Here is a 13,514-nt window from a genome sequence, read left to right as displayed (position 1 = left end):
ACCGACTATTACGCGCGCGCGGGGATGGGGTTTTAGATGACGGGGGCCGAACTCGCCGCCCTGCGCCGCGCCGCGTCCCTCTCGCAAACCGATCTGGGTAGGCTGGCCGGATTGGGGCGGCAAACGGTGAGCTATTGGGAGCGCAAGCCAAAGGTGGATCTGCGCGCCCATGCCTTGCGCCAAATCGGCATGATTCTTGCGCTACCCCCGCCAAACCGACCGATCCGCAAACTCTGGGCGCAAGCGTTCGAGGAGCCGCCCCTGCGCCTCATTGGCCCATTGACGGGGCAACGGGTGCGCTGCGGTGCAAAAACCCGAAAAGGCACCCCCTGCGCCGCGATGAGCCTGCCAAACAAACGGCGGTGCAAATTTCATGGCGGAATGAGCACGGGACCGAAAACGCAAGAGGGCCGCGACCGTATCGCACAAGCGCAACGCGACCGATGGGCCAAACGAAAAGCAGATCAACCCAACGGGCAATAGCGGTTTAAGCGTTTTGGGTTTGGCGGGTTCTATGGCGGGTAAGCCCGCGCTAACCTGAAATAATCTAATGATTTCAAAGGGAAGTGGCGGAGAGACAGTCTTACTCACTTATATGGTAATCATATGATAAAATACAAAAATATTTAAAGCATGCGGAGTAATACCACATTTTATACCACACCGTTCCGCCGAGGACGTGAGAAACCGTATTTCTCTCGACGCAGATAAAACGCCGCCTCGCTGCCTGCCAAGACGCGCTTGATTGCGTCTCGCACGACAGGCATATCTTTCGCGCCTTCTCCAGCAACCTTGTCACCCGATTGGTCTCCGGCTTTACGATAATCGCACCAAGCCACCAACACCTAGGAAAACAGTTCGAACGATGGACCCATATGTGCGACAAGGATGCCGACTTAAAACAGGATAAGTCCAGGCTAGCCGATGCCTAAATTTTTCCGCCGACACCTTTAAACTTCTCAACGAAAGCAGAGACTTGCTGGAACACATCACGTTTCTTGGTCAAGTATTGTGGATTGAGGGGACTCATTTTCGGTAGGATCGAGTTCAACTCAGTGCCGTTTTCACTCGCATACTCTCGCTTGATAGAAGTTGCGATATAACGCTTTGCGGCATCCACATTCAGTTTTTCATCAGAAATGAGCTCTTCAGCTTCACAACTTTGCGCCGCTTGTGCGAAAGCGAAGAAGGCTTCAATCACACCGGCTTTGTCCCCGAGTTCGTCGAGGTGTGTTTCATTGATGAAATCAACAATCAGGCTCTCCTTCGCCCGGTTGCCAATACTGGCGCGGATGACGCGGCGAATTTCTTCGACAAGCTCCGATTTGTTTTTCGTATTTTTGCCATGCTCAAAGATCAGTTCAAGAATATAATCCAGATTGATTTCTTGTGACTTCAAGAGATCGACCTCGAAGATCACGTCATCCCAGTCGATCGTTGAATTGATTTGCTCCGCGCTGGCCTTCTCGCGACGAAGCCAATCCCTGATATCATTATAGGTTGATCGGTAGTCCTGTATCTTACGGTCAGCTGGCATGTGGACAGATTTGAGTTCGGCGACATCGTCGTCGCTCAAATGGCGCTGTTCTTTAAACTCAGCGAGCGCTTCCGCATCGCTTTCACCGATCTCTTGGAGTTCTCTCAGGTTAGAAAACTCATCATAGTTCTGCAGGATATTCTCGACTCGGAGATACTCACCAAACAGCTTTGCAAAGGCCTTCTTGTCAGCCTCTTTTTCAATGGCTGCAGGGTCTGAAAAACGCTCTTCAAGCTCACTGACCACGTCAATGAAGCCGCGCCGAGTTTCTCCCGTCGTCTGATCAGTAAAGCCTTCCATGTACTCCGAGTAACTTTTTTCAAGAACGACGTTTTTCGTGTTCGCATTGCCAAAAAGTGTGATCGCTTTAATGGTAGGGTCTTCCAGATCGCGGAAGGTCACGATGTTGCCGAAGGACTTGGTCGCATCGTAGATGCGGTTTGTGCGAGAATAGGCTTGGATGAGGCCGTGAAAACGTAGGTTCTTGTCAACAAAAATCGTGTTAAGCGTAGGCGCGTCGAAGCCCGTCAGGAACATACCCACCACGATAAGCAAATCGACTTCCTTGGACTTCACTCGTTTGGCCAGATCCCGGTAGTAGTTCTGAAAGCCCTTGCTATCGACGCTGAAATTTGTTCGGAAATAAGCGTTATAGTCAGCGATCGCGGCGTTCAAAAATTCCTTGGCGCTGCTGTTCAGCGCAGAGACCTCAAAGCTCTCGTCGGGAATATCGCCAATTGCATCCTGCTCTTCATTTGCTGCGAATGAAAAGATCGTCGCAATCTTTAGCGGTTTGCCATTGCTCGCCTGCAGCTTGTTCAGGCTTTCATAATAAAGCTTTGCAGCCTCAACGCTGCTGACGGCGAACAGAGCGTTAAAGCCCTTATTGTCCCCATAAAGACGATGTGTCTTTCTGCGGAAGTTGTCCAAGATGTACCGAGAAATCTCAGCGATACGTTCAGGATGCAGCAGGGCTTGCCTGTTCTCAGCGGCGGTGAGTTTTTTCTCATCCAGTTCGATCTCAATCGCCTTAAACTGTGGCCGGACGTCATTATAATCGACCTTGAACTTGAGCACCTTTTCATCGCGGATAGCGTCGGTGATCACGTAGGAATGAAGTTCGCTTCCGAACACGTTAGCCGTTGTTTCAGCCCCCGAAGCATTTTCTGGGAAGATGGGCGTGCCGGTAAAGCCAAACTGGCAGAAGTGCTTGAACTTCTTCTTGAGGTTCTTCTGTGCCTCACCAAACTGGCTGCGGTGACACTCATCGAAAATGAAGACGACACGCTGTCGATAGACCGGCAGGTCGCCCTCACTCTTCATCAGATTGTTAAGCTTCTGGATCGTGGTGACGATGATCTTGTTGTCGTCCTTTGAGAGGTTCCGCTTTAATCCGGCGGTGCTGTCTGACCCATTGACGCTGTCGGGCGAGAATCGCTGATACTCTTTCATCGTCTGGTAATCGAGGTCTTTGCGGTCCACCACGAAGAAGACCTTGTCGATAAAATCAAGCTCGGTGGCGAGGCGGGCCGCCTTGAAGCTGGTCAGTGTCTTGCCTGAGCCCGTCGTGTGCCAGATGAAACCACCGCTGTCCGTCTTACCCAGCGTTTTGTCCTCGTAGGAACTTCTGATCTTCCGAAGAATGCGTTCTGTTGCGGCGATCTGATAGGGTCGCATCACCAACAGCGTGTCGCTGACGTCGAAGACGGAATAGTCAAGCAACACCTTCAATAGAGTGCGCTTCTCGAAGAAGGTCGAGGTAAAGTCCTTGAGGTCTCTGATCGGGCTGTTATCCGCCTGCGCCCAGTTCATCGTGAAGTCGAAGCTGTTCTTGTCGCGCTTGGTCGTATTGGCGAAATAGCGCGTGTCCGTCCCATTGGAGATCACGAAAATCTGGAGATATTTGAAAAGCGAGCTGTCAGAGTTGAAGCTCTCTTTGCTGTAGCGGTGTATCTGGTTGAACGCTTCGCGGATGGCGACGCCGCGTTTTTTCAGCTCGACCTGCAACAGCGGCAGACCATTCACCAAGATCGTAACATCATAGCGGTTCGCATGTGCTCCGGCCTGCTCGAACTGCTTGATGACCTGAACCTTGTTGCGGCAGACATTTGTTTTGTCGAAAAGATAGATGTTCTGAATGCGCCCGTCATCGAAGACGAAATCAAAGATGTAATCGTCATGGAGCTTGCGGGCCTTGTCAGTGGCGCTGTCACTGGGGCGATCCAGATAGGTCTCAACAAACCGCGTCCACTCCTTATCAGTAAATTGAACATCATTGAGAGCTTGTAGCTGTGTACGCACATTCGCGAGCATGTTGCCCGATGATTTCAGAGTGTCCAGAAACTCATATCCCTGATCGCGCAGGTCTTGGACAAGCTCGCGCTCCAGGTCGGCCTCAGACTGATAGCTGTCAGCCGCTTCCCAGGCGCGCACATATTTGTCGAGAACGATGAAGCGATTGGTCTCTGCGACGGGAGTGGTTTGCTCAGTCATTGGGCGCGCCCTCCTGCCAATAGCTGTAATTGTTACTTAAATGCTCCAGCAGCAGCTTCACGGTCTGCTTCTCCTGTGGGTTGGGTTCGACAACAGCCTCATTGGAAAGCGTGCTATGGCTCGTGAATTGGATGATGCGGTTAAGATAGAGTTGCTGGTCGCCCGGCAGCAGCTCAGACCACCGTGGGTAGCCCAGAAAGTTTGACGTCTTTTCATAGAGGTTACGCAGCAGGGTGAAGTGATATCGTTCGATCTTGTCCGCCGCGATCGCCTGCTCCAGCGTTTGCTTAAGGTAAAGGTGGTAGGAGAAGCTCTGGTTTGAATCGCCGTTCTTGGCCGTAAGATCGAACATGCCGTCCTCAAGCCGGTTCAGCATGTAGCACGTTTTGTTCTTCAGCTCGTTGAACAGCACATTGAAGAAAAGCGGGCTGTGCGTCGTGATGATGAACTTCAGGCCATTCGTTGTCTCGCTTCTCTTGATCAGATCGGCGACATCGACAGCAAGCTGAATCAGATGGTTTTCATCGAGTGAGCTGACCGGGTCATCGATGAAGATATATTCAAGGTCATTGAACTGATCGGTCTCACGCTCTTCGACCTCGGCGACATTGCGAGTGCTGATGACCTGATCTAGCAGGCAGTAGAAAACGCTCCAGATGAAGTTGCTCTCCTCGCCCTTCGAGATTTTGAGACGTTCTGGGTTGGTCTCCGGATCCTGCCCGAACGTGAATATCACTTCGGAAAACGCCGGAATGGTGACCTCCTTGCCTTCCTTGTCCGTGGTTTTGTATTCTTCGTTAAATCGCGGGGTCAGATTAGGCTGGGTATAGCGCTGGAACGCGGTAATGACCCTCAAATCGAGCCCGAGGTCTTCAAAGGCAGATTTGGTGAAGGCGTTTGGATGAATGCGAAGCTTACGTTCCCTATCGCCGTCCAGATCATTGTCCCAATAGAACAGGTCTTCGGTGAACGCATTATAATAAAGGACTTTTGGGCGCTGATCATCTGGCCGCGCTTCTGTCTTCGGATCAATTAGGTCCCTGAATTCGCGGGACAGTCGGGTCTTGCCTGAAGCGTTGAACGCATAGATCAGCTGCACTTTGGGGACAGGCGCTTGTTCCTCCACCTCTTTAGGCGCAATCTGCTTGGTCTCTTTGGTAACCGTTCTGCGGGTTACCTGAGGTGTACGCAGACTGTTCGCAATTTCTTCCAACGTCTGTCCCATTTAGGCCGCCATGTCATGAGGTTTGGGAAAGCTCAGTAGCAGAGCGCGATAGTAGGCATATTGCTTTTCGCGCAGTTCGATTTCGCGTGGCAGACCTTCGCTCAGCGAGGTCGTCAGCGTGTCGAATTTGTCGAGGATGGTGGCGATGCGGATTTGTTCTTCTAGGTTGGGCAAAGGAATGGTCAGGTCAACGAGATTTCCAGCATTGAGTGCAGGAATCCCGTCGTACGTGCACAGCTGCTTAATCTGGGGCTGGAATTGCTCCAAGGTGTGATACAAAAAACGTACGTTCAATACTTTTGGCTCCTTGATGGTGACAGAGTAGTTGAGGTTTCCCCGGAAGTATTTGCCGTCTCTCCATGTGACAGAACCAACGCCAGCCCCTCGGCTCGTGATACCAATAGGATCGTTGTCTGTGTTCCATTGGTCGAAGTAACCCAGTGGCTCACGACCACTATTTATAACGGGGTATTTGCCAGGATTGGCCGCAATCATGGTTTTATTGATTGATTGGCCCGTTCGTATTCTCGTGATCTCCCCCAGCGTTTTCCACTCCACCACATCTTCGCAAAAAGTCAGGAGCTGGTCGCGGTAGTGTTTGTATTGTGTTTTGCGGGCGGTGAGCTCGGCGGTAAGCTCGGCGGTAAGCTCGGTGAAGGTGTCGAGTATACGGACAATCTCCCGCTGTATCGCCAGCGACTTCTCCGGATCATTGGGACACGGGATGGGGATTTGAATCCGGTTCAAAATGGCCTGAGTTAGGCTAGGTCTGCCCGAGCCCGTATCCAAGGACATCATGTCGATCGTGCAAATGAAATGATAGAAGTATTTTGGAAGCATCTGAGCTTCATCAATTTCGGTGTAATAAATTGTATCGACATTCCAGAGCGGCGTCTCAACATAGAAAATATTGGTGATGGAACCTTTTCTAGGGATCAGGACGGTAGGTTTGTCGTAAGAGTAATCATCAACATAGCCCATAATTCCGCCAGAGCCGTAAACGGGAATATCCCCCTCGTTAAGATGCTTCCAATCTCGACCGTGTTTAATGGTGGCAACTTCTTCGAGCGGCACACACTCAAGCTCAGCCCCATCCAGTAGCTTGTCCAAAAAGTCCGCCGTGCTCATGTTTCAATCCCCGCAATGATGGCGTCGATGTCGGCACGCAGCAGATCGATCTTCTCAACCGTGGTTCTAATCTCTTCATTCAGCTCATCAATGTTCACAAGCTCGCGTGTATCGCGCGGCTCGACATAGGAACTGACCGAAAGGTTGTAGCCCCGCTCCACAATGGTCTCATAGGGCGTCGAGGCCGCGACATGGGGCACGTCTTCCTTAGCATCGAACATCTCCATCAACTTGGCGATGTGATCGTCCGTCATCAGATTGGTGTTGGTGGCCTTCTTGAAAAACTCATCTCCCGTGGCGTCGATGAATTGGATGGCCGTGTCGGTCTTGTTCTTGGCCAATACCAGTATCGTCACGGCGATTGTCGTGCCGTAAAAGAGGTTGGACGCAAGGGCTATCACCGTTTCGACATAGTTGTTATCGACCAGATATTGCCTGATCTTCTTCTCCGCCCCGTCACGATAAAAAATCCCCGGGAAGCAGACGATCGCCGCGCGGCCCTTGGCTGACAGATAGCTGAGCGCATGGAGCACAAAGGCAAAGTCGGCCTTAGATTTCGGGGCGAGCACACCGGCCGGTGCGAACCGATCGTCATTGATCAGTGTCGGATCATCCGAGCCTATCCACTTCACCGAATAGGGCGGGTTGGAGACGATGGCATCAAAAGGCTTATCGTCCTGAAAATGCGGCTGGGTCAGCGTATCGCCGCGCTGGATATTGAACTTGTCGTAATTAATGTTGTGCAGAAACATGTTCATGCGAGCGAGGTTGTAGGTCGTGTGGTTGATCTCCTGCCCGAAAAAGCCATCTTCGATAATGTGTGCGTCGAAGTGCTTCTTGGCTTGCAGCAGCAGGGAACCGGAGCCGCAGGCCGGGTCGTAAATCTTGTTGACCTTTTCCTGCCCATGCATGGCGAGCTGGGCGATGAGCTTTGAGACATGTTGCGGGGTGAAGAACTCCCCGCCGGACTTGCCCGCATTGGCGGCGTAGTTCGAGATCAGGAATTCATAGGCATCGCCGAATAGGTCGATTTGGCTGTCATGGAAGTCCCCGAAATCGAGTTCTGCCACACGCTTCAGCACTTTCGCGAGGCGGCCGTTCTTGTCCGCGACCGTATTGCCCAGCCGCGTGCTGGTCGTGTCGAAGTCAGCAAACAGACCCTTGATATCCAGCTCAGAGGGGTAGCCATTAGCGGAGGTTTCGATCGCCGCGAAAACTTGAGCCAGATCGGTGTTCAGGCTGTCGTTCGTGTTTGCGTTCTTCGCGATGTTGGCAAAGAGCTGGCTAGGGTAGATGAAATAGCCCTTGGTCTTGATTGCGTCATCCTTGATGTCATCGGTGACGACATTGTCGGGAAGAACAGCGTAGTTGATGCTCTCGTCATCGGCCTCGATATACGCAGCGAAATTCTCGCTGATAAAGCGGTAGAAGAGCGTGCCGAGGACATATTGCTTGAAATCCCAGCCATCGACCGAGCCGCGCACATCGTTCGCGATGTCCCAGATTTTCCGTTGTAGCGCCGCGCGTTGTTCCTGGCCGGTCATATCTTTTTTCCCTTCTTCGGGCTGGCTTCACGCTCGATCCAGTCCTCAATATCCACGCGCCGAAACCGCCAGGTGCCGCCAACCTTGAAGCCGGGCAGCTTGCTGTCGGCCGCAAGGCGGTAAGCAGTTTTCTTGTTGATTCTGAGATAGTCGGCGACTTCATCAATGGTCATGATGTCAGCTGCCATGCGAAGCACTTTCCTAAAATCATCATTTCTGAGATTATTAGGGAAAGTTGCGGGTTCCTACAAGGCGGGAATTCCAAGCAATTTCGGAGTTCTGATGAGATCGAGCTGGCTTTTAGCGTGTTGGTTCTTGTTTTCGGGTGTGTCGCTGTCTTCGATGTCCGGGCACCTGAGCCGAGCCACCGCCTATGCCTTAGTTCTGCCCACGGTCCAGTCGATACCGCCACTGCGCGCATATCTGACGTTCCGGATAATCGGCTTAAAAAAGCTGCTATACGGACAGCAAAATGCCGTTCACATCCTGCGTGAACTTTTCCAAGATGCTGGCGAGCAGCATACTCTCGATGAAATATCCCAACACATCGCTGCAGCGGAAGAAATAAACAGGTAATTTTGCTGAATTGCGCACCTACGATTATGTGCCGGCAGCGCGTTCCGGTGAACAAGCATTGGGCGGATGTCGAGCACAAGGCGACGGAGTTTTGAGATGTCCCGGTCCTACCGAAAAACCCCGATCTGCGGGATGAGCACCGCCGCGAGCGACAACGTGTTCAAGAAAAGCGAGCACAAGCGCGCCCGCAGCGCCGTGAATGCGCGCGACCTGACGCTGGATGACGCCCCGATGGGCAAAGAGTTCGGCAACCCATGGGGCGCACCCAAAGACGGGAAGCAATGGATCGACGCCAGAGGCTTCCCTGAGATCATGAAGATGTAAAAGCTATGGCGAGGTTTCTGGTTTGGAGCGACCTGCACGACGAATTCTGGGAAGGCTTCGATCTGCCCGATCTGTCGGTGCCAGTGGATGGCGTGTTGATCGCGGGCGACACCCATACGATGGGCCGCTATCTGGAAATCCCTGCACGCGCCGCGCGCAAGTATGGCTGCCCGGTCGTGGTGATCTGGGGCAACCACGAACCCTATGGCTCGATCTGGTCGGAGCTTCTCGCCGAAGAAGAGCGCCAGCTTGCTGACCAGCGTGCCCAAGGCCTCGATATTCGCGTGCTCCATGGCGCGGCTACCGAGATTGCGGGAGTGCGTATCATCGGCGCGCCGCTCTGGACGGACTTGAAGCTCTTCCCGGAACTAGAAGTCGCCGCACGGGGCATTGTAGGGAATTCCCTGGTGGACTACCGGCGGATCCGCGTCACGCCGAAGCGCAAGTTCTGTGTGCACACGATGCTTGACCAACATGCGAGGGACAAAGCGGCGATCTGGGACGCTCTGCGCTAGCCTCACAACGGTCCGACCATCGTCATGACCCACCACATCCAGGTACGCCAACTGGTCCACCCCGCCCGCGAAATCGGAAATGACAGCAAACGCGCCCTCTGCGCAGGTTTCGCCAGTGCTCTTTGGGCCGAGATCAGGGGCTTCGACATCCACACTTGGATCTGCGGCCACAGTCACGACAACGAGGCCTGGATTTGTGAAGGCAAACACGGCCCCATCCGCTTCGTGATGAATGGGCGCGGATATCCGCACGAAGAGGTCGAGTTCGATCCAGCTTTCGTGCTGGAGGTATGAGCGTCGCGGAATAGGACGATAGTGCCTTTGCACGATCGCTCTACACCGGCTCGCCCAAAACCCTCAATCACGCGATGCTTGGCGTCTCGCTCATGTGGAATTTCCAGCTCCCTTTGCACATCCGGCCCCGCCTGACATCGCCCCTCATAAGGCAGGGGAAGGCGGGTCCGGTAGCGCGCCCTAATAGGATGGCCATCTCAAGATTTATCGTGCGGGTGGTCCACATCTGGATCTCTGGGCGTTTTTCTTTCCTCTTTCTCCGGTGCTTTCACCTTCTCGGGCAGTTTTGCAAGCTCATCAAAAAAGCCCGTGTCTTCCATTTCGCCCAAGATGCCCTGGATCTGATCGACGATGCTTTTTTTGTTGCTCATGATTGGGTCCTCTTCGTTTGTTTAGAATTTTGGTCCGGATGAAAAAGGCACGGGGACCGTGCGTCTCGGCTCGGGTTTGCTCTGCTCCGCTTCTTCCCGGCGCGCAGATCGCTGGGTCAGCCAGTCTCCAACAGCCGTCGCAATTCCGCCTGCTGCCGCTCCAACGCGGTCAAGCGTTTCTCCAAGTCGGTCGCGAATCGATTGAATGCGCGATGCAAAGTCTCGAACTCGTTCGGTGAAGCGCTGGCGCTCTTCAAGCCAGCCTCGAATGTCGCGTTCAGTTCTTCGACAGCGCTGAGTAATGCGGTCTCGAACGGCGTCAATTGCGGGTGTGACATGATTTACCTCGTGGCGTGGGTTTCGACGCAAACTTCGCCGCCGTTCAGATTGGGGATTGGACAACTTGCGAGAGTGACGCCGCGCGGCAAGCTCAGAACCCGGCCTAAGCCGCCAGGGCCATGTGTCACAACTGATCCGTCGAGACCGAACCTCGTCAACCTCGACTCTGGTGCTGTTCTCTGTGGTTCGGGAAATGATAGCTGCACCGCCATCAAGAGCACCCACAAGGTCAGCAAGACCCCCGCTAGATAAGCTGGCAGCATCGTTTTCCATGTCGCCGTACGCCATTCCGTCCGGCTCTCTTCCAGTTCTGCCGCTGTTTGCCGTATCTTGCGGGCCTGCTCCTGGAGATGATCGGCGGTCCGGATTTGGATCGCCTCGCTCAACTTTTCGAGGCCGCGCATATCGTGTGCGATTTTTTGCTGTGCGGCGCTCAACGCCTGCATTAAATGCTGCTCGAAGTCGTCCAACAATTTCTGGGTCTGCGCTTCGGTCGCGTGGGTTTGTGTCTCGACCTTCGCTTGCAGGCTTTGCAGCAAAGTATTCATTTGCGGTCCAGTCTTCATGGAAAATTCGATCCTCTAATCGGAACGTGTTCTGGCTGTCCGAGGTGCCCGCGACGCGCATGGTGATACGGGTGTCGCGCTTGCGAGACTTGCCGCCGCGTGCCTCTTCCTCATCTGCCTGGCGGCGTTTCCGGAGTTGTGTTTCGGACAGCGGTTTTAATTCGAGGCCATCAAGTTCGGTGAGAGCCGCGCGAACATCGGCATGGTTGCGGATCTCACCTGCCTCGATCTGTTGAACGATAAGCGTCTGGATCGTTTCCTTGACCTGCTTCCGGTCGCCGATATCGAACACCGGCTTGACCATGCGCTTGCGAACAGGTTCTTCCGGGCTGACCCAGCCCGCGCGGGCATTCCAGTAGTCTCGAAAGGAGTTGAAATAGGCCTCAGACCCCGGAGGCGCGGGGTTGAACGAGCGGTTCCCGTAGAGTTCCACGCGCGGGATCAGGAAATGCAGTTCTACGTTGCCCATATGCCGGTGGCACACCCAGAGGATACTGGCCTGATCCCTCTCCAATCCTGCGAAGGCGGCTTTTTCGAAATCGACCATCACAGCCGCCTGATCCGCTTCGGAGGGATTATCGTCGGAATGAAAGGCCAGCACGCCCGACGTGTAACGCCATTTCCGGGTGTTGCTGTCGATTAGGGCGCGGGTCAGTTCGGGGTCGCCTGACAAAACCTCTGGCAACACATCCCGACGGACGGTCTGACCCGCGATGCGCTTCCGATCTTCGGTATATGCGGCGACCTCCTCGGCCAGCAGGTATTCCACCGCCGCGCGGCCCGAGCCATCACCATGAGCAAAGAAGCGGACGATCATCTGGAATGCTCCGCGACGATCTCAGCAAGCTGCCGGTCCAATGTCATCAAGAGTGTGCACATCGCGAGCAGGTCGATAGCGCGCCCCGCCTTGCGGTCTGTGTTGATGGCGCGGGCGATCTGGTTCAAATTGCTGCCTGCACGCCCAACCGCCGCCAACAGCACGGGATCGATCTCTGGAGGTCGCGCCCGCCGCTGCATCGGTTCAGTGGACAGAACATGGCGGGCGTAGTCGGATAAAGACCGTTCCTGCGCGCGGGACTTGCGAAGCCAGGCAGCACGCTCATCCGCAGTACAGCGCACCCGTAAGACCAGTTCCCGCACCACACGCGACTTCGGCTCTCGCTTATTCATGCCAGCCACCTGACGCGCTCTGCGCGCAGGGCTTGGGGTCGAGGGGAAAGGGCCTGCCCATTCCCTCGCAAGGTGCATGTCGCGTAGCCACATGCGTAACCTTGCTCCTACACATACAAGACACGACGCACCTCGCGCCCATCCTCCTCCAAGCATTCCCCCGATACACCGGCCAGCACGTGCAGGGGCAAGGATGAACCGCACCGGTCTCTTTCACGTGCCGCTTGAAGGCACTCCAGAGATCATACCCGTCCGCGCTAATGCCTGCTCCCATCGGCGGCAACGCCAAGAGATCAAGAGATTTGAAACCTGCATCCCTCATTGTACACCAATTCCTCGAACTAGGGGGCTATCCAAGGTGACTTGGAGGGGCCTCGTAATGTTTTTCGGAGCGGTCAGGCAGGTTTCTTTTTCTTTTTCTCTTTCTCTTTCTCTTTCTTTTTGTGGCCGCACTGTGCCGTCACCCTCCCGGCAGGGTGCTGACAGGGTGGCGACACCCTGACACACCTGTTCCGGCCACCTCCCAGCGGCCTCGTTCTTTGCAAGTCGCAAAAGTTCGTCTCCGCGTCCACGCAGGTGTTGCCAGGTACTTTGTCCATTCTGATAAAGTTCACGTTCCAACGCCTGCGGCAAACCAGAAAAAAGCTGGGAAGCATTCCGGATGAATCTTTCCAAAACGTGATAGACCGCCTCAGCGTGCCTGCTGTCCTCATGGAAGTTTCCGGCCCGTCGCAGCGTTCCTACGACAAACTCCGCGACCGAATTTGTTGCCAGATCAGATTGTGGAAACTGGTGTTCAAGGTAGAAGCGACTCCACTTTTTGACTTTGCTCGCATTTTCCGGTGCATATGTCCCGTAGTACCAGTTCTCGATCCGAACCCAGCCACTGGCATGATCATACTCAATTAGCCTTTCGCTAATCAGCCGATTGATAATGTCGGGAAGGTCTTGTTCGTTGATCCTAGTTTCATATGAAAGCAATGACAGGGGGTAGCGATAGCATCCCGCATAATTCAGCCGTGTGCTGGTCCTGATGATCAGATAGGTATATCGCGCCGACAAGCTGTCAGACATAGCACGCCACTCCACCCTGTCGTGTAAAGCCTTTTCAATCATGGCAAATTTCATTTCAGACATCGGGTGAGTTCTCCCGTTCGCCCACGCGATCGGCGGCGGGCGTTTTTCAGTTTCAGATTGCTTGAGCGGGAGCTTTGACCTATGATGAAGGTGCGACGATCATCTGATCAAGGCCCCGCGAAAGCGGGGTTTTTTCAATTGAAGGTCATGCGTTTGGAGCCGTCTCTACACGGTTCGCTGCTATCCATGCATTCAAGTCAGCGCCATGATATTTCACGCGCCGCCCCATCTTTAGGTAGCTGGGTCCAACATTCCTGTGCCGCCATTGGGCACGGCGGGCGCGGTCGGCGATAAG

General features: G+C 54.1%; 14 protein-coding genes. 5 read left to right on the top strand and 9 right to left on the bottom strand.

The window, feature by feature from the left end; all coding sequences use genetic code 11:
- Window positions 1–36 precede the first annotated feature (36 nt).
- A complete protein-coding gene (locus tag SJY32_RS07030; protein WP_376873307.1) occupies window positions 37–483 on the top strand; it encodes an HGGxSTG domain-containing protein in 447 nt (148 codons plus the stop codon).
- A 445-nt stretch (window positions 484–928) separates the two neighbouring features.
- Here SJY32_RS07030 and SJY32_RS07025 read toward each other — a convergent pair whose 3' ends face one another.
- From SJY32_RS07025 to SJY32_RS07005, 5 genes are read right to left on the bottom strand one after another with little or no spacing between them, the layout of a single operon-like run.
- Entirely contained in the window at window positions 929–4,030 is a 3,102-nt protein-coding gene (locus SJY32_RS07025) for an HsdR family type I site-specific deoxyribonuclease (RefSeq protein WP_376873305.1), read from the bottom strand.
- The gene (locus tag SJY32_RS07020) at window positions 4,023–5,255 is read right to left on the bottom strand and encodes a hypothetical protein (protein WP_376873303.1); all 1,233 of its coding nucleotides are present in this window, start codon (window positions 5,253–5,255) and stop codon (window positions 4,023–4,025) included. Before SJY32_RS07020 ends, SJY32_RS07025 begins: the two co-directional genes overlap by 8 nt.
- Window positions 5,256–6,383, bottom strand: coding sequence for a restriction endonuclease subunit S (locus SJY32_RS07015; RefSeq protein ID WP_376873301.1), 1,128 nt, complete (start codon window positions 6,381–6,383; stop codon window positions 5,256–5,258).
- On the bottom strand, window positions 6,380–7,927 hold the full coding sequence (locus SJY32_RS07010; RefSeq protein ID WP_376873299.1) for a type I restriction-modification system subunit M: 1,548 nt from the start codon (window positions 7,925–7,927) through the stop codon (window positions 6,380–6,382). The genes SJY32_RS07015 and SJY32_RS07010 overlap by 4 nt, the downstream gene beginning before the upstream one ends.
- Window positions 7,924–8,115, bottom strand: a complete 192-nt coding sequence (locus tag SJY32_RS07005) for a helix-turn-helix domain-containing protein (protein WP_376873297.1) — start codon at window positions 8,113–8,115, stop codon at window positions 7,924–7,926. The genes SJY32_RS07010 and SJY32_RS07005 overlap by 4 nt, the downstream gene beginning before the upstream one ends.
- A gap of 94 nt (window positions 8,116–8,209) precedes the next feature.
- Between SJY32_RS07005 and SJY32_RS07000 the strand changes: the two genes are divergently transcribed.
- The 4 genes from SJY32_RS07000 (at window position 8,210) to SJY32_RS06985 (ending at window position 9,636) form a co-directional block, all read left to right on the top strand.
- On the top strand, window positions 8,210–8,503 hold the full coding sequence (locus SJY32_RS07000; protein ID WP_376873295.1) for a hypothetical protein: 294 nt from the start codon (window positions 8,210–8,212) through the stop codon (window positions 8,501–8,503).
- Window positions 8,504–8,599: 96 nt separating this feature from the next.
- On the top strand, window positions 8,600–8,827 hold the full coding sequence (locus SJY32_RS06995; RefSeq protein ID WP_376873293.1) for a hypothetical protein: 228 nt from the start codon (window positions 8,600–8,602) through the stop codon (window positions 8,825–8,827).
- Window positions 8,828–8,832: 5 nt separating this feature from the next.
- Complete coding sequence (locus SJY32_RS06990; protein WP_376873291.1) at window positions 8,833–9,342, top strand: metallophosphoesterase; 510 nt, start codon at window positions 8,833–8,835, stop codon at window positions 9,340–9,342.
- Window positions 9,343–9,366: 24 nt separating this feature from the next.
- Window positions 9,367–9,636 carry a hypothetical protein gene (locus tag SJY32_RS06985; RefSeq protein WP_376873289.1) on the top strand — a complete coding sequence of 90 codons (270 nt, stop codon included), beginning with the start codon at window positions 9,367–9,369 and terminating at the stop codon, window positions 9,634–9,636.
- A 197-nt stretch (window positions 9,637–9,833) separates the two neighbouring features.
- On the opposite strand, the gene SJY32_RS06980 is transcribed toward SJY32_RS06985, so the two are convergent.
- From SJY32_RS06980 to SJY32_RS06965, 4 genes are all read right to left on the bottom strand, one after another.
- Window positions 9,834–10,007, bottom strand: a complete 174-nt coding sequence (locus SJY32_RS06980) for a hypothetical protein (RefSeq protein ID WP_376873287.1) — start codon at window positions 10,005–10,007, stop codon at window positions 9,834–9,836.
- A 21-nt stretch (window positions 10,008–10,028) separates the two neighbouring features.
- Window positions 10,029–11,729: a hypothetical protein gene (locus SJY32_RS06975; RefSeq protein WP_376873285.1), complete on the bottom strand. Its 1,701-nt coding sequence runs from the start codon at window positions 11,727–11,729 to the stop codon at window positions 10,029–10,031.
- On the bottom strand, window positions 11,726–12,082 hold the full coding sequence (gene mobC / locus SJY32_RS06970; RefSeq protein WP_376873283.1) for a plasmid mobilization relaxosome protein MobC: 357 nt from the start codon (window positions 12,080–12,082) through the stop codon (window positions 11,726–11,728). Before mobC ends, SJY32_RS06975 begins: the two co-directional genes overlap by 4 nt.
- Before the next feature lie 318 nt (window positions 12,083–12,400).
- The gene (locus SJY32_RS06965; RefSeq protein WP_376873281.1) at window positions 12,401–13,219 is read right to left on the bottom strand and encodes a hypothetical protein; all 819 of its coding nucleotides are present in this window, start codon (window positions 13,217–13,219) and stop codon (window positions 12,401–12,403) included.
- Between the last annotated feature and the right edge of the window lie 295 nt (window positions 13,220–13,514).

Origin of the sequence: Albirhodobacter sp. R86504 (assembly GCF_042466415.1) — a bacterium.
GTDB lineage: Bacteria > Pseudomonadota > Alphaproteobacteria > Rhodobacterales > Rhodobacteraceae > Albirhodobacter.
The sequence above is the reverse complement of the archived record's forward strand: the minus strand, read 5'-3'. Positions and strand labels throughout refer to the sequence as shown.